15 protein-coding genes are annotated in these 20,894 nt (G+C 70.6%); 9 read left to right on the forward strand and 6 right to left on the reverse strand.

Annotated features, from left to right (window positions below; genetic code table 11):
- Positions 1–14: 14 nt before the first annotated feature.
- The 3 genes from ACFXDJ_RS12755 to ACFXDJ_RS12765 form a co-directional block, all read right to left on the reverse strand.
- Positions 15–1,544 (reverse strand): hypothetical protein, encoded by a 1,530-nt coding sequence (locus ACFXDJ_RS12755; RefSeq protein ID WP_384660036.1) that lies wholly within the window; start codon positions 1,542–1,544, stop codon positions 15–17.
- Positions 1,541–3,055: a GT4 family glycosyltransferase PelF gene (gene pelF, locus ACFXDJ_RS12760; protein WP_384660033.1), complete on the reverse strand. Its 1,515-nt coding sequence runs from the start codon at positions 3,053–3,055 to the stop codon at positions 1,541–1,543. Before pelF ends, ACFXDJ_RS12755 begins: the two co-directional genes overlap by 4 nt.
- Before the next feature lie 126 nt (positions 3,056–3,181).
- Positions 3,182–5,215 (reverse strand): hypothetical protein, encoded by a 2,034-nt coding sequence (locus tag ACFXDJ_RS12765; protein ID WP_384849010.1) that lies wholly within the window; start codon positions 5,213–5,215, stop codon positions 3,182–3,184.
- A 347-nt stretch (positions 5,216–5,562) separates the two neighbouring features.
- Between ACFXDJ_RS12765 and ACFXDJ_RS12770 the strand changes: the two genes are divergently transcribed.
- From ACFXDJ_RS12770 to ACFXDJ_RS12795, 6 genes are all read left to right on the forward strand, one after another.
- Complete coding sequence (locus tag ACFXDJ_RS12770) at positions 5,563–7,104, forward strand: leucyl aminopeptidase (protein WP_384660028.1); 1,542 nt, start codon at positions 5,563–5,565, stop codon at positions 7,102–7,104.
- Between the two features lie 293 nt (positions 7,105–7,397).
- Positions 7,398–8,786, forward strand: a complete 1,389-nt coding sequence (lpdA, locus tag ACFXDJ_RS12775; RefSeq protein ID WP_384660025.1) for a dihydrolipoyl dehydrogenase — start codon at positions 7,398–7,400, stop codon at positions 8,784–8,786.
- 53 nt (positions 8,787–8,839) lie between these two features.
- A complete protein-coding gene (gene sucB, locus ACFXDJ_RS12780) occupies positions 8,840–10,585 on the forward strand; it encodes a 2-oxoglutarate dehydrogenase, E2 component, dihydrolipoamide succinyltransferase (protein ID WP_384849013.1) in 1,746 nt (581 codons plus the stop codon).
- Positions 10,586–10,806: 221 nt separating this feature from the next.
- Positions 10,807–11,430, forward strand: a complete 624-nt coding sequence (locus ACFXDJ_RS12785; protein WP_384661172.1) for a GntR family transcriptional regulator — start codon at positions 10,807–10,809, stop codon at positions 11,428–11,430.
- 235 nt (positions 11,431–11,665) lie between these two features.
- Positions 11,666–14,350, forward strand: a complete 2,685-nt coding sequence (gene aceE, locus ACFXDJ_RS12790; protein WP_384661151.1) for a pyruvate dehydrogenase (acetyl-transferring), homodimeric type — start codon at positions 11,666–11,668, stop codon at positions 14,348–14,350.
- A gap of 258 nt (positions 14,351–14,608) precedes the next feature.
- Complete coding sequence (locus tag ACFXDJ_RS12795; protein WP_384661153.1) at positions 14,609–15,127, forward strand: DUF4240 domain-containing protein; 519 nt, start codon at positions 14,609–14,611, stop codon at positions 15,125–15,127.
- Positions 15,128–15,139: 12 nt separating this feature from the next.
- Here ACFXDJ_RS12795 and ACFXDJ_RS12800 read toward each other — a convergent pair whose 3' ends face one another.
- Positions 15,140–15,910, reverse strand: a complete 771-nt coding sequence (locus ACFXDJ_RS12800; protein ID WP_384661156.1) for an SDR family NAD(P)-dependent oxidoreductase — start codon at positions 15,908–15,910, stop codon at positions 15,140–15,142.
- Positions 15,911–15,996: 86 nt separating this feature from the next.
- Between ACFXDJ_RS12800 and ACFXDJ_RS12805 the strand changes: the two genes are divergently transcribed.
- A complete protein-coding gene (locus ACFXDJ_RS12805) occupies positions 15,997–16,659 on the forward strand; it encodes a TetR/AcrR family transcriptional regulator (RefSeq protein ID WP_384661159.1) in 663 nt (220 codons plus the stop codon).
- 62 nt (positions 16,660–16,721) lie between these two features.
- On the opposite strand, the gene eno is transcribed toward ACFXDJ_RS12805, so the two are convergent.
- Positions 16,722–18,029 carry a phosphopyruvate hydratase gene (eno, locus tag ACFXDJ_RS12810; protein ID WP_384661162.1) on the reverse strand — a complete coding sequence of 436 codons (1,308 nt, stop codon included), beginning with the start codon at positions 18,027–18,029 and terminating at the stop codon, positions 16,722–16,724.
- Between the two features lie 175 nt (positions 18,030–18,204).
- Here eno and ACFXDJ_RS12815 point away from each other — a divergent pair, with 175 nt between their 5' ends.
- Positions 18,205–18,627, forward strand: a complete 423-nt coding sequence (locus tag ACFXDJ_RS12815; protein WP_384661165.1) for a MarR family winged helix-turn-helix transcriptional regulator — start codon at positions 18,205–18,207, stop codon at positions 18,625–18,627.
- A 94-nt stretch (positions 18,628–18,721) separates the two neighbouring features.
- Here the strand turns inward: ACFXDJ_RS12815 and glnA are convergent, their stop codons facing one another.
- Positions 18,722–20,131 (reverse strand): type I glutamate--ammonia ligase, encoded by a 1,410-nt coding sequence (gene glnA, locus ACFXDJ_RS12820; RefSeq protein WP_384661166.1) that lies wholly within the window; start codon positions 20,129–20,131, stop codon positions 18,722–18,724.
- Positions 20,132–20,316: 185 nt separating this feature from the next.
- Between glnA and ACFXDJ_RS12825 the strand changes: the two genes are divergently transcribed.
- Entirely contained in the window at positions 20,317–20,784 is a 468-nt protein-coding gene (locus tag ACFXDJ_RS12825; protein WP_384661169.1) for an RDD family protein, read from the forward strand.
- Positions 20,785–20,894: the final 110 nt, after the last annotated feature.

The following is a 20,894-nucleotide window of genomic DNA, read 5'->3' on the forward strand; positions in this document are numbered from 1 at the left end:
GTGCATCGGGTGCGTCACCGGTGGGCCGTCGCGCGGCCGAGGAGCAGGCAGACGAGCACGGCCAGCGCGAGGGCCGCGGCCCCGGCGACGGCCAGCTGCACGGCGCGCGGCTGCCCGATCCCCAGGAGCAGGGCCAGGCTCTGCGCGACGGCGGCCGAGGCGCAGACCACCGCGGCGGGCCGCACCGCCCCGAAGGACTGCAGGAGCAGCCCGGTCCACATCACGGCGCCGAGCAGGAGCAGCGTGGCGACGCGGACTCCGGTGAGCCCGGGCGCGCCGGGCCAGAGCAGGGTCCCGGCCAGGCCGAGGGCCAGGAGCACCGCGAGGTAGGAGGCGAGGCACCGGGCCAGGGTGGCGAGCATCCGGAGCCCGAACTGCCGGGGCGAGCGGGCCGCGCGCAGTCCCGCGAGGCTGCCGCTGCGGAACCGGTGGAGCAGCCATTCGGCGGGGCCCATGCTGAGGGTGAGGGCCACCGCCGAGGGGGCCGCCACGGCCTCGGCGGGGCCGCCGGCGAGCACCTCCCCCAGAGCCGCGTAGAGCACGAGGAGGCCGGTGCCCAGGCCGAAGACCCCGTAGGGGACGGAGTCCCCTAGCCGGGGGCCGCGCGGGGCGTAGTCCTCTTCGGCGCCGCGCAGCATCTGCCAGCGGACCGGGCCCCGTTCGCCGGGCCGGCGTCCGGTCCAGCCCTTGATCCGGAGCACGAGGGCCCGTACCCCGTCGGCCAGCGGCAGTTCCCGTACCGCCAGCGCGCAGGCGGCCAGCAGGGACACCACCAGCAGCAGGACCCGTACGGCAACGGGCAGGTCCGTGAAGAGGGTGGCCACCGCACCGGCGGCCATCGGCGCGAGCGCGGCGAGCAGCACCCGCTCCCGCCCGAGCACCAGCAGCACGGTGGCGGCCCCGACGTACAGGGCCTGACCTGCGGCGAAGGCGTACGAGAACGGGGGCCCGCCGGGGACCGACAGCGCGGCGGCGGTCCCGAGCAGCGCCCCGGCGGGGGCTCCGAGCAGCAGGGTCCGGCCGGCGGCGGCCCGGTCGCCGAGGCCGAGCCAGGAGTAGGCGCGGTGGGACAGGGTCTGGTCCCAGACCCAGCCGATGAGCGCCCCGGCGAGCAGGGTCAGCGTCCCGGCGGGCAGCCCCAACCGGTCCTTGGGGCCCTCCAGGAGGGGGGCCCCGAGCAGGTAGGCCAGACCGGGCAGGGCGAAGATCACCCCGCGCAGCAGACAGGCGGTGAGGGAGACCTTCCAGGGGTCGGGGACGTGCTCGGGCTCCGGGAAGGCGCGCGGCACCCGGGCGTAGAGCTCCTCGGCGAGTCCGAAGGAGTCCTGGCGGCCGTAGGTGAGCCGGATGTGCTCGTCGGTCATCCCGTCGGATTCGAGGATGGCGGCGATCTCGTCGGGGTGGACGGCCGCGGCGATGAACCCGTCCAGGCGCTGGGCGAGTTCGTCCATCGGGTCGGCGGCCGGGGAGGCGCCCCGCCGGGGGCGCGGGATGGCGGGGAGGGTGTCCCCGCCGGGGACCTTCAGCCAGAGGGATCCGCTCACCACAGGCTCCCGTCGGCGGCCAGTTCCCTGTACCAGGGGTCGGCGAGGCGCTGGGTCCACTCGTCGCCCGTGTGGACGGGTAGGACGGGCTGGCCGGCGAGCTCGCGGTAGATGTGGCGGAAGCCGTCCACGGACTGGTGGAGGGTGAACTTCTCCACCACCCGCTTGCGGGACATCCGGCCCAGTTCGGCGCGGCGTTCGTCGTCGCGGAGCAGGGCGAGGGTGGCGCGGGCCATGGTCTCGGGCTCGCGCGGCGGGACGACGAGGCCGGTGTCCCCGACGGCCTCGCGGACCCCGCCCACATCGGTGGAGACAGTGGTGCGGCCGCAGGACATGGCCTCGATGATGGAGAAGGGGAAGCCCTCGCTGATGGAGGAGAGCATCACGATGGAGCCCGCGGCATAGGCCTTGGCGACCTCGGTGATGCGGCCCTCGTAGGAGATCCCGTCGGACACCCCGAGCTCGGCGGCGAGCTTCTCCAGCTTGATCTTGTAGTCCTCGCAGCCGGCCGGGACCGGGCCGAAGAGGCGCAGCCGCAGGGCGGGCAGCTCCTCGCGCATGAACGCGTAGGCCCGGACGAGGGTTTCGAGGTCCTTGATCGGATCGATGCGGCCGCACCAGCTGAGGGTGGGCACCTCCGGTTCGGGACCGGCCTCGGGGAAGGCGTGCGGATCGACGCCGTTGTAGACCGTGCGGATCCGCTCGGAGTCGGCGCCCCCGCGCTCCTCCCAGCGGCGGTTGTACTGGTTGCACGGGGTGATCAGGTCGGCCTGCCGGTAGCCCTCGGTGTTGAGCTCGCGGTAGAAGCCGAGCATCAGCGCCTTGACGGGCCAGCGCTGTTCGGCGCTGCGGTAGCCGAGGTAGCGCTCGCGCAGGTAGATGCCGTGCTCGGTGAGGAGGAACGGCACCTTGTCGAGGTACTTGGCGGCGAGCGCCGGAAGGGTGGCCAGTCCGCTGCTGACGGCGTGGGCGACGCTGTCGGGCGGGATCCGCACGGACAGCGGGCGCAGCGCGTGTTCCAGCAGGTCGGTGGCGGTGAGCGCGTCGTGGATGGTGGGCTCGGCATCGGCGGTCACGAGGCCGGGGCGGGTCCAGACGTCCATCAGCAGGCGCAGGACCGACTCGGAGCGCAGGGCCGGGGCGAGCCGGCCGGCCCGCGCCAGCAGGGCCAGTTCGCGCAGGGACGCGGAGAAACCCCCGCGTTCGGGGTCGAGCAGGGAGAGCAGGAAGGTCTCGTAGGTCTCGGCGAAGCCGCGCTGCGCCTTGCCCCGGAGACCGGAACGGAGCCTGCGGGCCGGCGGGGGCCCCCAGAGCGGAACGGCGGTGTGGCGGTAGACGTTGCGCGGCAGTTCCCAGGTGACCGGCTCGCGTCCCGAGCCGGTCAGGGCTATGACGTTGAAGTCGACCTCCGGCATACCGCGGACCAGTTGGTCGCACCAGGTGCTGACGCCCCCGTGGACGTGCGGGTAGGTGCCTTCGGTGAGCATGGTGACATGACGCCCATGGCTCATGCGGTGTGTCCCCCCAAGGACGTGAAAGGGGCCGGCGCCCGTGGTTCGTATCGCGGAGCGCCGGCGCTAGGTGGTACGTGTGGCTGGCTCGGACGTGCCGCCCAAAAGGTCAGGGCGGGTACGCCGTTAGGGCAGGTGCAGGGTGACGGCGCTCTGCAGCAGCTCCGGGGCCGTCCAGGTGGAGCGGGTGCCGGCGTACGCGGTGCCGAAGTCCGCGGTGCCGAGCAGGAGCTGCTTCTTCGTGCCGGCGGGTGCGGTCACCGGGGCCACGACTCCGGAGGGCGCCTTGACGGTGACGTCCTTGCCGATGCGGTAGGCGGTGACCTGGTTGTTGGCGATCGCGGCGTCCCAGGCCGCACGGCGCTGGAGCTCCACGCCGGTGTCCTTCATGCTCTGGTTCACGATCGGCGCGCTGGGCGCGTAGAGCGTGCGGTAGGTGTCGAGGACCTGGTTGAGCACCGGGTAGAGGGTGCGGTCCTCGGCGAGGTTGGTCTGGTGCACGTAGTGCGGGCGCGGGTCGTTGTTCAGGACGTGGCGCAGGGCGGTCGTGGCCTCGGCCGGAACGATGTAGTTCAGGTAGCCGGTGTTGGCGTCGAGCGGGGCCGGGAGACAGGTGGAGGTGGTGGGGTTGTCCTCGCAAAGGCCGCTGCCGCCGTCGGCCCGGCTGGTGTAGATCCAGTTGTACTCGTCGGCCATCTCCGAGTTGGTGCCCGTGTTGTAGTACACGTTCATCGGGTACCGGGGGACGGTCAGCGCGGCTCCGACCGCCCGCTGCGCGGGCTCGCGGGAGTTGTCGCTGCCCGCCCACCGCACGCCGTTGTCGGCGAGAGCGCCGGCCAGGTTGGGGTTGTCCTGGGGCTGCTGCGGGAGGGTCTTGAGGCCGGAGTGCTCACCGGTGACCAGTTCGGTGCGGTCGGTGGTGATGCCCTTGGACGCGGCCCAGTTGTTGTTGTCGCGGATCTGCGCCGAGATGTCGGCGCGGCTCATCCAGTTGACGGCGCCCGCGGCGTTCTTCGTGCAGGTCCACGGGACGGTGGTGGTGTCCTGGACACAGCCGAGGAAGAGGTGGGTGTAGGTGTGGTTCATCCACCGGTACTGCGCCTTGTCGGCGAGCAACTGGGCGGTCAGTGCATCGGTGTTCCCGTTCTCCGCCTTCCACTCCTCGCCCGCGCCCGCGTTGAAGAGCAGGTCGAGCTTGAAGTTCTTCTGCGTCTGCCACTGCGCCAGGTACTGGGCGTCGGCGGCCGTCATCCGGATCGTGGACTCCGCGCCCGCGCCGCCCGGGCAGGCGTAGTCGCCGGGGGTGCAGTTGAGGTCCTTGCTCCAGCGGGCGTCCGGGGCGAAGACGTCGTCGACGTGGACCGCGAAGTAGTTGCGCTCCTGGCCCAGGTGCACGCCCTGGGTGACCCACTCGACGATGCCGCGCGCCAGCAGCCGGAACTGCTGCTGGTACTGGTTGTAGCCGAAGGTGACGACCAGTTCGCTGCGCCCGTCGTGGGTGTACTCGCCGACGAGCGAGGCCCGGCCGGAGCCGCCCGGGACGGGGGCGTCGATGAGGCTGGTGTAACCGGTCCGCGGCTTGGCCATGAACCCGTAGCTCTCCAGCACCAGCGGCGAGTTGTCCTCGAAGGGGAGCTGCCCGCCGAGGTAGCCGAAGGGGCCCGTCTTGCCGGCGGCGGTGACGGCGGCCTGGGTGCCGTCGAGGGTGCCGCCGTAGCCGCCGTTGTCGGTGTACTCCAGACCGACCTCCGGGTGCGCCCAGGTGTAGGCGTCCACCTGGCGGATCGCGTACGTCGTCTCGTACGCGGTGAGCGCGGCCATCTCGGCCGAGCCCGCGCCGAACGGGTTCTCGTTCGGCAGCACCACGCCCTGGAACTTGGCGCGCGGCCGGCCGTCGACCGTGTCGGCGAGGAACGCCGCGTTGACGACCGGGCGGCTCGCGCTGCTCAGGTCCACGCGGGTGTACGGGACTCCGGTGTCCCGCAGTTCCGCCGTGATCGCCTGGACCGAGCTGCCGCCGTCGTCGACGACGAGCACCCGGAGGTCGATGCGCGGAGTCACGGCGGCCTGAGCGGCGACTCCGGGTACTGCCACGGATGCTATGGCGGCCGCGAAGCATACGGCGGCGAGCCTGTTCATCCGGTTCTTCCTGTTGACCATGTCGGCCTTTCCCCCCGCAGGCATCCGCGGCCACGCCCCTTGGCGGTCGGCCTGGCCGGGATGCTCTGTGGAAAATCATGCGAAGGAGACCCCGCGTCCCCTTGCGAGAGTGGGCCGAGTCTTTCGGACCTCGTCAGGTCTAAGGGGCAAACCTGGAACAGAGGCCACAGATGGGTGAACCTGGGAGCCTCTTGATCGAACAACTTGCCAAACCTTCGAGTGGCGTGCGGACGAGTGCCTGCGCGTAGGCTCGTTTCCGGCGGACTTCGGGCCCGAATACGATCGCCACGGATGGCCGTCCACCCACTCGGCCCACACCTCCAAAACGGAAGCGAGACTTCACCACCGTGACTGCTCTGACTCTCAGCACTGCCGGACCGGCGACGCTGCGTGCCGACGCCCTCGTCGTCGGCGTAGCGAAGGGCCCCAAGGGCCTCATCGTCGCCGCGGGCGCCGAGGCCGTGGACAAGGCCTACGACGGTAAGCTCGCCGCCGTGCTCGACGCGCTCGGCGCCACCGGCGCCGAAGGCGAGACCACCAAGCTGCCGGCTCCGGACGGCCTCAAGGTCCCGGTCGTGCTGGCGGTCGGGCTGGGCTCCGCCCCCGAGACGGACGAGTCGTACGACGAAGAAGTACTGCGCCGCGCCGCCGGCTCCGCCGCCCGCGCGCTGCACGGCAGCAAGAAGGCCGCCTTCGCCCTTCCCCTCGACGACGCCTCCGCCGTCACGGCCGTGGCCGAGGGCGCGCTCCTGGGCGCGTACGCCTTCACCGCCTACCAGGGCGGCGAGAACAAGGTCGCCAAGAGCGGCGCCAAGAGCAGCGGCCCGAAGCAGCCGCTCGCCGAGGTGGCCCTGCTCGGCGCCAAGCCGCGCGACAAGGACCACAAGGCCGCCGCCGAGCGCGCCACGGTCGTCGCGACCGAGGTCAACATCGCCCGTGACCTGGTCAACACCCCGCCGAACGACCTGACCCCCGAGGCCTTCGCCGCGGTCGCCACCGCGACCGCCAAGGAGAACGGCATCAAGGTCCAGGTCCTGGACGAGAAGGCGCTGCTCAAGGGCGGCTACGGCGGCATCATGGGCGTCGGCAAGGGCTCCGAGAACCCGCCGCGCCTGGTGAAGCTCTCCTACACCCACCCCAAGGCGGAGAAGACCCTCGCCTTCGTCGGCAAGGGCATCACCTACGACTCCGGCGGCATCTCCCTGAAGCCGGCCGGCCACAACGAGACGATGAAGTGCGACATGGCCGGCGCCGCCGCCGTCTTCGCCTCCGTGGTCGCGGCCGCCAAGCTCGGTCTCCAGGTCAACGTCACCGGCTGGCTCGCGCTCGCCGAGAACATGCCGTCCGGCTCCGCCACCAAGCCCGGCGACGTGCTGCGCATGTACAGCGGCAAGACCGTCGAGGTCCTCAACACCGACGCCGAGGGCCGCCTGGTCCTCGGTGACGCGCTGACCAGGGCCTCCGAGGAGAACCCGGACGCGATCGTCGACGTGGCGACCCTGACCGGCGCCATGGTGCTGGCCCTGGGCGACCGCACCTTCGCGGTCATGGCCAACGACGACGCCTTCCGCACGTCGATCAACGAGATCGCCGACGAGGTCGGCGAGGCCTCCTGGCCGATGCCGCTCCCGGAGGACCTGCGCAAGTCCATGGAGTCCCCCACCGCCGACATCGCCAACATGGGTGTCCGGATGGGCGGCGGCCTGGTGGCCGGCCTCTTCCTCCAGGAGTTCGTCGGCGAGGGCATCACCTGGGCCCACCTCGACATCGCGGGTCCCGCCTTCCACGAGGGCGCCCCGTACGGCTACACCCCCAAGGGCGGCACCGGCTCGGCCGTGCGCACCCTGGTGCGGCTGGCCGAGCGTACGGCCACGGGCGACCTCGGCTGACGCACCCGATGTGATGTGCGGCACCACGCACCCCCGCGCCCTCCAGGGCCCGGGGGTGCGTGCGTTCACTCTCAACGAAATCCGTAGGTTTCTACGCTGCGGTAACGGTCGCTTCGGGCAGATCGACCTGCCACATCGTGGGCCCGGCGTCCCGCGTTCCCCCGACAAATGCGAAGATGGGTTCTCGGCAGGACAGGGCCCCCACCACAGGGCCGAAGAAAAAGCGGCCGTATACCAGCCGCCGCCCGGTCATAGAGGACCGGTGCTCGGCGCACATGCATGGAGGACGTGACGTGGCGAACGACGCCAGCACCGTTTTCGACCTAGTGATCCTCGGCGGTGGCAGTGGCGGTTACGCCGCGGCTCTGCGCGCATCCCAGCTGGGTCTGGACGTTGCCCTGATCGAGAAGAACAAGCTCGGCGGCACCTGCCTGCACAACGGCTGCATCCCCACGAAGGCTCTGCTGCACGCGGGCGAGGTCGCCGACTCGGCTCGCGAAGCCGGCCAGTTCGGTGTCAAGACCTCCTTCGAGGGCATCGACATCGCGGGTGTCCACAAGTACAAGGACGAGGTCATCTCGGGCCTGTACAAGGGCCTGCAGGGCCTGGTCGCCTCTCGCAAGGTGACCTACATCGAGGGTGAGGGCCGCCTCTCCTCGCCGACGTCCGTCGACGTGAACGGCCAGCGCATCCAGGGCCGCCACGTCCTGCTGGCGACCGGCTCCGTGCCGAAGTCGCTGCCGGGCCTGAACATCGACGGCAACCGGATCCTTTCCTCGGACCACGCGCTGGTCCTGGACCGCGTGCCCGAGTCCGCGATCATCCTGGGCGGCGGCGTCATCGGCGTCGAGTTCGCCTCGGCGTGGAAGTCCTTCGGCTCCGAGGTCACGGTCATCGAGGGCCTCAAGCACCTCGTGCCGGTCGAGGACGAGAACAGCTCGAAGCTTCTGGAGCGCGCGTTCCGCAAGCGCGGCATCAAGTTCAACCTCGGCACCTTCTTCGACAAGGCCGAGTACACCGAGAACGGCGTACGGGTGACCCTCGCCGACGGCAAGACCTTCGAAGCCGAAGTGCTGCTGGTCGCCATCGGCCGCGGCCCGGTCTCGCAGGGTCTGGGCTACGAGGAGCAGGGCGTCGCGATGGACCGCGGCTACGTCCTGGTCGACGAGTACATGCAGACCAACGTGGCGACCATCTCGGCGGTCGGCGACCTCGTCCCGACCCTCCAGCTCGCGCACGTCGGCTTCGCCGAGGGCATCCTGGTCGCCGAGCGTCTGGCCGGCCTCAAGACCGTCCCGATCGACTACGACGGTGTCCCGCGCGTCACGTACTGCCACCCCGAGGTCGCTTCCGTGGGCATCACCGAGGCCAAGGCCAAGGAGATCTACGGTGCGGACAAGGTCATCGCCGCGAAGTTCAACCTCGCGGGCAACGGCAAGAGCAAGATCCTGAAGACCGCGGGCGAGATCAAGCTCGTCCAGGTCAAGGATGGCGCAGTGGTCGGCATCCACATGGTGGGCGACCGCATGGGCGAGCAGGTCGGCGAAGCCCAGCTGATCTACAACTGGGAAGCCCTGCCGGCCGAGGTCGCGCAGCTCATCCACGCGCACCCGACGCAGAACGAGGCCCTCGGTGAGGCGCACCTCGCGCTGGCCGGCAAGCCGCTGCACAACCACGACTAATCGTCACGGGCGCGACGACCACTTCCGCACATTCGTTAGGAGCAACTGAAACCATGTCGGTTTCCGTAACCCTTCCGGCGCTCGGAGAGAGCGTTACTGAGGGCACTGTCACCCGCTGGCTGAAGGCCGAGGGCGAGCGCGTCGAGGCCGACGAGCCGCTGCTCGAGGTCTCGACCGACAAGGTCGACACCGAGATCCCGTCCCCCGTGTCGGGCATCCTGGCTTCCATCAAGGTCGCCGAGGACGAGACCGTCGAGGTCGGCGCCGAGCTGGCCATCATCGACGACGGTTCGGGCGCGCCGGTCGCGGCTGCCGCCCCGGCCGCCGCCGCTGCCGTCGCCGAGACCGTCGTCGCCGAGGTTCCGGCCGCGCCGGCTCCGGTCGCCGAGGCCCCCGCGGCCCCGGCCGCCGCTGCCCCGGCCGCCGCCGGTACCGATGTCGTGCTCCCCGCCCTGGGCGAGTCCGTCACCGAGGGCACCGTCACCCGCTGGCTGAAGCAGGTCGGCGAGTCGGTCGAGGCCGACGAGCCGCTGCTGGAGGTCTCGACCGACAAGGTCGACACCGAGATCCCCGCCCCGGTCTCCGGCGTCCTGCTGGAGATCCTGGTCGCCGAGGACGAGAACGCCGAGGTCGGCGCGCGTCTGGCCGTCATCGGCGTGGCCGGCGCAGCCCCCGCGGCCGCCCCGGTCGCCGCCGCTCCGGCCCCGGTCGTGGCTGCCGCTCCGGTCGCCGCTCCGGCTCCGGTCGTGGCCGCCCCCGCGGTCCCGGCTCCGGTGGCCGCCCCGGTCGCCGCTCCGGCTCCCGTGGCCGCTCCGGCTCCGGTCGCCCCCGTGGCCCCGGCCGCTCCCGCCGCCCCGGTTTCCGCCGGTGACGAGGGCGCGTACGTGACCCCGCTGGTGCGCAAGCTCGCCTCGGAGTCCGGCGTCAACCTGTCCGCGGTCTCCGGCACCGGTGTCGGTGGCCGTATCCGCAAGCAGGACGTCCTGGCCGCCGCCGAGGCCGCCAAGGCCGCCGCTGCCGCCCCGGCTCCGGCCGCCGCCGCTCCGGCCGCCAAGGCCGCGGTGGCTGCCGTCTCGGAGCTGCGCGGTCAGACCGTCAAGATGACCCGCATGCGCAAGGTCATCGGCGACAACATGATGAAGGCCCTGCACTCGCAGGCTCAGCTCAGCTCCGTGGTCGAGGTGGACATCACCAAGATCATGAAGCTGCGCGAGAAGGCCAAGGCCTCCTTCCTGGCCCGCGAGGGCGTCAAGCTCTCGCCGATGCCGTTCTTCGTCAAGGCCGCTGCCCAGGCGCTGAAGGCCCACGCGGTCATCAACGCCCGGATCAACGACGCCGAGGGCACCATCACCTACTTCGACTCGGAGAACATCGGCATCGCCGTGGACTCCGAGAAGGGCCTGATGACCCCGGTCATCAAGGGTGCGGGCGACCTCAACCTGGCGGGCATCTCCAAGGCCACCGCCGATCTGGCCGGCAAGGTCCGCGGCAACAAGATCACGCCGGACGAGCTGTCGGGCGCGACCTTCACCATCAGCAACACCGGTTCGCGCGGTGCGCTGTTCGACACGGTCATCGTGCCCCCGAACCAGGCCGCGATCCTGGGCATCGGTGCCACGGTGAAGCGCCCGGTGGTCATCGAGACCGCCGAGGGCACCGTCATCGGCGTCCGCGACATGACGTACCTGACCCTGTCCTACGACCACCGTCTGGTGGACGGCGCGGACGCGGCCCGGTACCTCTCGGCCGTCAAGGCGATCCTCGAAGCCGGCGAGTTCGAGGTCGAGCTCGGCCTGTAAGGCTCTCCGCGACAGCAGTCGTCACGTACGGCGCCCCCGCCCGGGCAAGTCCCGGGCGGGGGCGCCGTCGTCGTACGCTGGGCGTTCCCGGTGGACGGCTGTAACCAGCCTCACCCTGCGCCCCTGACCAGGAGCGCATCGCGACGAGCGGCTCCGCCGTATTGTCTACGCATCAGGCACCGCATGACCCTGCACACCCACCAGGAGATGAAGCCCAGATGATCACCCCACCCGTCGTGCACTCGCTGCGCGAGCAGATCCGCGAGCACATCGTGGAGGGGATCGTCAGCGGGCGCTGGAAGCCCGGCGAGCGGATCGTGGAGCGCCGGATCGCCGTGGAGCTGGAGGTCAGCCAGACGCCCGTGCGCGAGGCCCTGCGCGAGCTGGAGACGCTGCGGCTGATCGAGTCGGCGCCGAACAAGGGCGTTCGCGTACGGAACCTGTCGGCGGCGGACCTGGAGGAGATCTATCCGGTCCGGGCGGGCCTGGAGCAGATCGCGGCCGAGCTGGCCGCGCCCCGGCTGGCGGCCGACTGCACGGCCCTGGAGCCGCACGTGGCGGCCCTGTGGGAGGCCGACCGCAGCGCGGACGGCACGGCGCAGGTGCGGCACACGGTGGGCTTCCACCGGGAAATGGTCCGGGCGGCCGGGAACAGTGTGCTGCTGCACACCTGGGAGTCCCTGGGCATCGAGGTCTTCACGGCCCTGTCCATCCGGTGGCTGGGCACGGTCCAGAAGTCCTACGCCGAGGAGCACGAGGCCCTCGTAGAGGCTTTCCGGAACCAGGACCCGGACATCGGCCTGCTCGTGAAGCGGCATGTCCTCGGGTGCGCGCCGCGGGCTTGATCCCACCCCCTCCGACCTGCCCGTATTGCCCCGATTCACCCGGCACCGGGTGCCTTTTTTCATGGCACCCGGTGCCGACTTTCGTCATATGGACATTTCTTCGCCACTTTCATTTGATCGATCATCGATCAGCGCCTTACAGTCATCGCGGACCCCACCCGGGTCCAACGACCCTGTCCTGCCCGTCAGGGATTTCTTCACCACCTCTCCTTTGTCCGGAAGGCGGCGCACACCGATGTCCGACCCCGTAGGAAAGCTTCCGAGCGAGCTCGACCAGCTCCCGGACCGCGACACCGAGGAGACCGCCGAATGGGCGGCCTCCCTCGACGCAGTCGCCAAGGCCGCCGGTACGCGCCGCGCCGAATACCTGCTCCGTCGCACGCTCCAGCACGCCGAGGCCGCCGGCCTCGCGCTGCCGAAGCTGCTGGAGACGGACTACGTCAACACCATCCCCACCGCCGCGGAGCCGGAGTTCCCCGGTGACGAGGCGATGGAAGCCAGGATCACCGCCTGGAACCGCTGGAACGCGGCCGCCATGGTGACCCGCGGCTCCAAGTACGGCGTCGGCGGCCACATCGCCACCTTCGCCTCGGCGGCCTGGCTCTACGAGACCGGCTTCCAGCACTTCTTCCGCGGGAAGGAGGCCGACGGATCGGGCGACCAGCTCTACATCCAGGGCCACGCCTCCCCCGGCATCTACGCCCGCGCCTTCCTCGACGGCCGGATCTCCGAGCAGCAGCTCGACAAGTTCCGCCAGGAGTCCGGCGGCAACGGCCTGCCGTCCTACCCGCACCCGCGGCGCCTGCCGTGGCTGTGGGAGTTCCCGACGGTGTCCATGGGCCTCGGCCCGCTGTCCGCGATCTACCAGGCGCGCTTCAACCGCTACCTGCAGAACCGCAGCATCAAGGACACCGCCAACTCGCACGTCTGGGCCTTCCTGGGCGACGGCGAGATGGACGAGCCCGAGTCGACCGCCGCCCTGGCCCTGGCCTCCCGCGAGCAGCTCGACAACCTGACCTTCGTCATCAACTGCAACCTGCAGCGCCTCGACGGTCCGGTCCGCGCCAACTTCCGCGTGGTGCAGGAGCTGGAAGCCCAGTTCCGCGGCGCCGGCTGGAACGTCATCAAGTCGCTGTGGGGCTCCGCCTGGGACGAGCTGTTCCAGCTCGACACCACGGGCGCCCTGGTACGCCGCCTGCGCGAGGTACCCGACGCGCAGTTCCAGACGTACGCGACCCGCGACGTGGCCTACATCCGCCAGCACTTCTTCGGCGCCAACGCCGAGCTCGTGCAGCTGGCCGGCGTGCTCTCCGACGCGAAGATCGCCGAGTGCTTCCACACCTCCCGCGGCGGCCACGAGCCCCGCAAGGTCTACGCCGCGTACAAGGCCGCCCTGGAGCACAAGGGTGCGCCGACGGTCATCCTCGCGCAGACCGTCAAGGGCTACACGCTGGGTGCCGGGTTCGAGTCGAAGAACGCGAACCACCAGATGAAGAAGCTGACGATCGACGAGTTCAAGGACATGCGTGACCTCCTTGGCCTCCCGATCCCGGACAGCGCCTTCGCCGACGGCCAGGTCCCGTACGGCCACCCGGGCGCGAACAGCCCCGAGGTGCAGTACCTGAACGAGCGCCGCGCGGCGCTCGGCGGCCCGGCCCCGGCCCGCAAGGTCAAGCACGTGGCCCTGCCCGCCCCGGCGGACCGTTCCTTCGCCCCGCTGCTCAAGGGCTCCGGCAAGCAGGAGATGGCCACCACCATGGCCTTCGTCCGGCTCGTCAAGGACCTGATGCGGGACAAGGAGACCGGCAAGCGCTGGGTGCCGATCGTCCCCGACGAGGCCCGTACCTTCGGTATGGAGTCCCTCTTCCCGTCGGCCGGCATCTACTCGCCGCTGGGCCAGACGTACGAGCCGGTCGACCGCGACCAGCTGATGTACTACAAGGAAGCCAAGGACGGCCAGATCCTCAACGAGGGGATCACCGAGGCCGGCGCCATGGCCGACTTCATCGCCGCCTGCACGTCGTACGCGACGCACGGCGAGCCGATGATCCCGTTCTACATCTTCTACTCGATGTTCGGCTGGCAGCGCACCGCCGACCAGATGTGGCAGCTCGCCGACCAGCTCGGCAAGGGCTTCATCGTCGGCGCCACCGCCGGCCGCACCACCCTGACGGGTGAGGGCCTCCAGCACGCGGACGGCCACTCGCACCTGATCGCGTCCACGAACCCGGCGTCGCTCAACTACGACCCGGCCTTCGCGTACGAGATCGCGGTGATCGTCAAGGACGGTCTGCGCCGGATGTACGGCGAGAAGCCGGAAGACGTCTTCTACTACCTGACGGTCTACAACGAGCCGAAGCCGCAGCCCGCGATGCCGGAAGGCGTCGAGGAAGGCATCCTGCGGGGCCTCTACCGCTTCAACACGGCGGCGGACCTCGCGGAGGCGGCCCCGGCCGCCGATGCCCCGAAGATCCAGCTGATGGCCTCCGGTACGGCGATCCACTGGGCCCTCGACGCCCAGAAGCTGCTGGCCGCCGACTGGAACGTGGCCGCCGACGTCTGGTCCGCCACCTCCTGGGGTGAGCTGCGCCGCGACGCGCTGGACTGCGACGAGGCCCTGCTGCGCGGCGAGATGCGCACCCCGTACGTCACCCGTGCGCTGGAGGGTGTCACCAGCCCGGTGCTCGCCGTCTCCGACTGGATGCGTCAGGTCCCGGACCAGATCAGCCAGTGGGTCGAGCAGGACTACACCTCGCTGGGTACGGACGGCTTCGGCCTGTCCGACACCCGTGAGGGCGCCCGCCGCCACTTCGGTGTCGACGCCCAGTCGATCGTGGTGGCCGCGCTGGCCCAGCTCGCCCGCCGCGGCGAGGTACCGGCGTCGTCCATCAAGGAAGCCCGGGAGCGCTACGGCCTGTAACGGCCGATGAGAACGGCGAAGGCCGGTATCCGTCCCTTTGGGGGAATGGATACCGGCCTTCGCCGTACGCGCGGTGGCGTCGGGGTGGTCCAGCCGTGATGCTGGAGCGGTGGTGACTCCTCCTCCCGGACGAATCCGGGCGGCTTCTCACTTGGGATCGCGATCCCTCATGAAGGCCAAGCCCTGACCTCTGCCCGAGGGCAGGCACCGAATGTACAACGGCTCGGCCTCGGTTCGGGCCGCTTTCGAGAGGATCGCATGGACGAGACGGAGTTCTGGGAGATCGTCGACCGTACCCGCGAGGCCGCCGAGGGCGACCCCGAGGAACACGCCGAGCTGCTCGTGGAGCGGCTGGCGCAGTTCGATCCGGATTCCGTCCTGGACTTCGCCCGGCACTTCGAGTCGCGGTACAACCGGGCGTACACCTGGGACCTGTGGGGCGCCGCGTGGGTGCTGCTCGACGGGGCGAGCGACGACGCGTTCGACTACTTCCGGTGCTGGCTGATCGGCCAGGGGCGCGAGGTCTTCGAGGGCGGGGTGCACGACCCCGACCACCTGGCGGAGCTCCTCGGGGAGTTCGACGAGGAGATCGACGGGGACGGCGAGGAGCTGGGGTACGCGGCCGACGAGGCCTACGAGCAGCTCACCGGGGCGGTCGCCCCGGACCTGGGCATCCCGCTGCAGGCGGCGGAGCCGGAGGGCACTCCGCTGGACTTCGAGAACGAAGCCGTGCTCGCGGAGCGCTTCCCCCGGCTGTGGGACCGCTTCAGAGGCTGACGCCACTGAAGCCTAGGCGTGCGTACCGCCGTCGATGCGGATCTCCGTGCCGGTGATGAACGCACCGTCCTCGGAGCCCAGCATGGCGACGACGCCGGCGACCGTCTGCGGGCCGGCGAAGCCCTGGCCGAGGGCCGGGGCGAGCTTGGCGAACAGGCTCCAGTCGGTGTCCTCGGGCAGGCCGGGGCCGTTGCCGGTGGTCATGCCGCTCTCGATGGAGCCGGGCGCGACGGCGACGAAGCGCAGGCCCTGCTTGCTGTACTCGGCGGCCAGCGCGTGGGTCATGGACTGGATGCCGCCCTTGCTGGCCGCGTAGGCGGACATGTAGGGGTGGGCGAAGCTCGCCGAGGTGGAGCTGAAGTTGACGACGACCGGCTGGTCGCCTTCCAGCAGCGCCGGGATCGACTCGCGGATGACCAGGAACGTACCGGTCAGGTTCACCGAGATGATCTTGTTCCAGAATTCGAGCGTGGTCTCGTGGGTGTGCGAGGAGCGCAGGATGCCCGCGGCGTTGACCAGTACGTCGAGCCCGCCGAGGGCGGCCACGGCGGCGGCTATGCCGGCCTTGACGGCGGCCTCGTCGGAGATGTCGAGCACCGAGGTGGTGAGGCGGTCGGCGCGACCCTCGGCGGCGGCCTGCTCGGCGGTGGTCTTGAGACCGGCTTCGTTGACGTCCACGGCATGGACGCGGCCGCCCTCGGAAAGGATGCGGTGGACGGTGGCCTGGCCGATGCCGGAGCCGCCGCCGGTGATGAGGACGCGACGTCCTTCGTAACGGTTCATGATGACGAGCGTACTCCCGTCATGACACGTTTTGCCACCCTGTCAAAGTGTGCAATCCCTCCTTGGGCTGAGGGTATTCTTCCCCCGTGAGATCCCCTCGTCCGTACGCTCCCCAGGCCGGCCCCGGAGCCCAGTCGCTGAACGAGCGCCGCAAGGCCGCCACCCAGCTCGACATCGCCCGCGCGGCCTGCGACCTCTTCGCCGAGCACGGCCCCGACGGCACGACCGCCGAGGACATCGCCCACCGCGCGGGTGTGGCGCTGCGCACTTTCTACCGCTACTTCCGCAACAAGCAGGAGGCCGTGGCCCCGCTGCTCGCGGGCGGCGGCGACGCCTGGCGCGCCCTGCTCGCCGAGGAGGACCCCGGCACCCCGCTCGCGGAGGCCCTGGAACGCGCGGTCACCCGCTCGCTCACCGAGCCCCAGGCCATCGAGGAGGGCCTGGAGGTGACCCGCGGGCTGCTGCGCGCCGCCGCGACCGACGAGGCCCTGCGCGCCGTCTGGTACCGGGTCAACCAGGACTCCGAGGAGAACCTGGTCCCCGTGGTCTCCCGCCTCGCCGGCCCGGACGCCGATCTCCTCTCCATCCGCCTCCTCGCGGCGGCGGCCACGGACGCGATCCGCATCGCCCTGGAACTCTGGTCGGCCACGGACGCCCCACCCTCGGGCCCCGGCTCCCCCGCCGAGCTCGCGGTCCGCTGCCTGCGCGACCTCACGGGCGCAATGCCCCTGCTCCGCCCTTCCGCCTGAGCAGACCGGGACCGGGGACCGCGGGCCCTGCCCCTGGCCACCCGCCCCGCCCCCGCCCGCCGTTACGCCCGGCGCAGTGCGGAGCGGCCCGCGAAGCGCGCCGAGTCGCCCAGCTCCTCCTCGATGCGGATCAGCTGGTTGTACTTGGCCGTGCGGTCGGAGCGGGAGAGCGAGCCGGTCTTGATCTGGCCGCAGCCGGTGGCCACCGCCAGGTCGGCGATGGTGGTGTCCTCCGTCTCGCCGGAGCGGTGCGACATGACGGCCGTCCAGCCCGCTTCGTGGGCCGTGGCCACCGTGGCCAGCGCCTCGGTCAGGGTGCCGATCTGGTTGACCTTGATCAGGACCGAGTTGCCGGCGCCGGTGGCGATGCCCTCGCGCAGCAGGGTCTCACTGGTGCAGAACAGGTCGTCGCCGGTGAGCTGGCAGCGGTCGCCGACGCGGGCGGTGAGCTCGCGCCAGCCGTCCCAGTCGTTCTCCGCCATCGGGTCCTCGATGGAGAGGATCGGGTAGGAGTCGATGAGCTTGACCAGGTAGTCGACGTTCTCGGAGGGGGTGCGGCGCACTCCCTCGCCCGCGTAGTCGTACACCCCGTCGCGGAAGAACTCCGAGGACGCCGGGTCCATGATCAGGCCGATGTCCGTGCCGGGGCGGTAGCCGGTGCGCTCGATGGCGGCCATGACGAAGTCGAGCGCCTCCTCGGCGGTGCGCAGCGCGGGCGCGAAGCCGCCCTCGTCGCCGACGCCCGTGGAGTGCCCGGCGGCCAGCAGGTCGCGGCGCAGGGTGTGGAAGACCTCGCTGCCCATGCGGACGGCTTCGGCGAAGGTGTCCGCGCCCACGGGCGCGATCATGAACTCCTGGAAGTCCAGCGGATTGTCGGCGTGGGCGCCGCCGTTGACGATGTTCATCATCGGCAGCGGCAGGAGGTGCGCGCCGGCGCCGCCGAGGTAGCGGTAGAGGGGCTGGCGGTGGGCCGCCGCGGCGGCCTTGGCGGCGGCGAGGGAGACGCCGAGGATCGCGTTGGCGCCGAGCCGGGACTTCGTGGCGGTGCCGTCGAGGGCGACCAGCGCGGCGTCGAGGCCCGCCTGGTCCGCCGCGTCCCGGCCGCGCACGGACGCCGCGATCTCCCCGTTGACGTGGGCCACCGCGCGGTCGACGCCCTTGCCGTGCCAGCGCGCGGAGTCCCCGTCGCGCAGTTCCACGGCCTCCCGGGCGCCGGTGGAGGCGCCGGAGGGGACGGCCGCGCGGCCGAGGGAGCCATCCGTGAGGACGACGTCGACCTCGACCGTGGGATTGCCCCGGCTGTCGATGATCCGGCGGGCGGTGACGGTCTCGATGGCGGCATCGGGGGTGGTGACTGCCTGTGCGGACATGGGAGGTCCTTCCCGTTGTCGTATGCCGTGGCCCTGGCTGCGACAGCGCTGGCGCTGAGCCCGACAAGCCAAACCCTACAGCAATGCTGCCCAGTTTTGCTGCTCAGTTTTGCTGTACAGCACTGCTGTGCAGGTCGGCCGTACAGCAATGCTGACCAACGGGTTAAAGTGCCCTATGCCCACCCCGGAAGCCGCCGCCATCGCCACCGAACTGCGCACCGCGATGGGCAAGCTCACCCGGCGCGTCAAACACGAGGACCACATCCCGCTGGGCCAGGCCGCCGTGCTCGGCGCACTCGACCGCAACGGCGCGATGACCACCAGCGACCTCGCCGCAGATCAGCGCGTACGCCCCCAGTCGATGGCCCGGGCGGTGGGGCTACTCATGGAACAGAGCCTGATCACGCGCCGGGCGCACCCCACGGACGGCCGCAAGTCGCTGGTCGAGCTGTCGGACGCGGGCCGGGGCGCCCTCGAAGCGGAACGCGGCCGCCGGGCCGGCTGGCTCGCGCAGGCCATCGAGGCCGAACTCGACGACGAGGAGCGGGCGCTGCTGGCGCGGAGCGCCGCCCTGCTGGAGCGGCTGGCCACGCGCTAGGTCGTCCCGGGCGGACGCCGCCCGCCCGGCCCCGACCCGGAAACGACGAAGCCCCGCCTTCTCCGAGGAGAGGGCGGGGCTTCGTCAGCGCGATTTAGAGGTCGAAGTAGAGCTCGAACTCGTGCGGGTGCGGGCGCAGGGCGATCGGGGCGATCTCGTGGGTGCGCTTGTAGTCGATCCAGGTCTCGATCAGGTCGGGGGTGAAGACACCGCCGGCCAGGAGGTACTCGTGGTCCTCCTCCAGGGCCTTGAGGACGTCCTCAAGGCTGGTCGGGACCTGCGGGACGCTCGCGTGCTCGTCCGGGGAGAGCTCGTAGAGGTCCTTGTCGATCGGCTCCATCGGCTCGATCTTGTTCTTGATGCCGTCGAGGCCGGCCAGCAGGAGGGCCGCGAACGCCAGGTACGGGTTCGAGGACGGGTCCGGGGCGCGGAACTCGACGCGCTTGGCCTTCGGGTTCGAGCCCGTGATCGGGATGCGCATGGCGGCCGAGCGGTTGCGCTGCGAGTACACCATGTTGACCGGCGCCTCGAAGCCCGGGACCAGGCGGTGGTAGGAGTTCACCGTCGGGTTGGTGAACGCCAGCAGCGACGGGGCGTGCTTGAGGATGCCGCCGATGTAGTAGCGCGCCATGTCCGACAGGCCCGCGTAGCCGGCCTCGTCGTAGAACAGCGGGTCGCCGTTGGCCCACAGCGACTGGTGCACGTGCATGCCCGAGCCGTTGTCGCCGAAGATCGGCTTCGGCATGAAGGTCGCGGTCTTGCCGTTGCGCCAGGCGACGTTCTTCACGATGTACTTGAAGAGCATCAGGTCGTCGGCCGCGGCGAGCAGCGTGTTGAACTTGTAGTTGATCTCGGCCTGGCCACCGGTGCCGACCTCGTGGTGCTGACGCTCGACCTGGAGGCCCTGGGCGTCCAGTTCGAGGGAGATCTCGGCGCGCAGGTCGGCGAAGTGGTCGACCGGGGCTACGGGGAAGTAACCACCCTTGTAGCGGACCTTGTAACCACGGTTGTTCTCCTCGGAGCCCGTGTTCCAGGCGCCGGCCTCGGAGTCGATGTGGTAGAAGCCCTCGTTCGCGGAGGTCGCGAAGCGCACGCTGTCGAACACGTAGAACTCGGCCTCGGGGCCGAAGAACGCGGTGTCGGCGATGCCGGTCGAGGCGAGGTACGCCTCGGCCTTCTTCGCGATGTTGCGCGGGTCACGGCTGTAGGCCTCGCCCGTGATCGGGTCATGGATGAAGAAGTTGATGTTGAGCGTCTTGTCCTTGCGGAACGGGTCCAGGCGCGCGGTGGTGATGTCGGCGCGCAGCGCCATGTCGGACTCGTGGATCGCCTGGAAGCCGCGGATCGAGGAGCCGTCGAAGGCCAGCTCCTCGTTCGGGTCGAACGCCCGCCCCGGGATGGTGAAGTGCTGCATGACACCAGGCAGGTCGCAGAAGCGGACGTCAACGAACTTGACGTCGTTCTCCTCGATGTACTGCTTCACTTCGTCGGCGTTCTTGAACATCCAACTCCTCCTACTCCCGACCCCGGGGCAGGGGCGGGCTTTATAGCTAGTGGTGCGTCAGTGCGGTGCCGCACGCTGACCCGACCATAAGCAGACGGGGTTTCCCAAGCATGACCCATTTGTTTCGCACAAGTTAACCAGGGTCCCGGCGGAACCGCGTGAAGCGGCACAGGTACCGTGTTCGGGTGGACAAGAGGCAAGCAATCGGATCCTGGCTCTCCGGCCCCCGCGAGGCCGCCGAGGAGATGGGTGTCGACTTCGGATACCCCGGCAAGCAGCTCGGCCTGCCACAGCAGGGGCCCGGCTCCGTGGCCCGTTTCGGGCGCCGCTTCGGGGCCCTGGTCATCGACTGGCTGGCCTGCCAGCTGATCGCATACGGCCTGATCACAGGCCGCGACTGGACCGGCGCCGGCAACTGGACGCTGGCGCTCTTCGTGGTCCTGAGCATCCTGACCATCGCCACCGTGGGCTTTACCCCCGGGAAGCGGATCCTTGGCCTCCGGGTCATCTCGCAGGACGGCGGCCCCCTCGGCATCGGCCGCGTGGTGCTGCGCACCGTACTGCTCGCCCTGGTGATCCCGGCCCTGGTCTGGGACCGCGACGGCCGCGGGCTGCACGACCGCCTGAGCCGCGCCGTCCAGGTCCGGATCTGAGACAGGACGCGCAACGCGCGATACAACTACGCACGGGGGGGGGGGGGGGGCGGCGGCGGGGGGCCGGGCGGCGAGGGGGTTGGAGAAGATGAGAGAGTCGCACGCTGAGC

The sequence above is a fragment of the Streptomyces sp. NPDC059443 genome, assembly GCF_042750105.1.
Classification (GTDB): Bacteria; Actinomycetota; Actinomycetes; order Streptomycetales; family Streptomycetaceae; genus Streptomyces.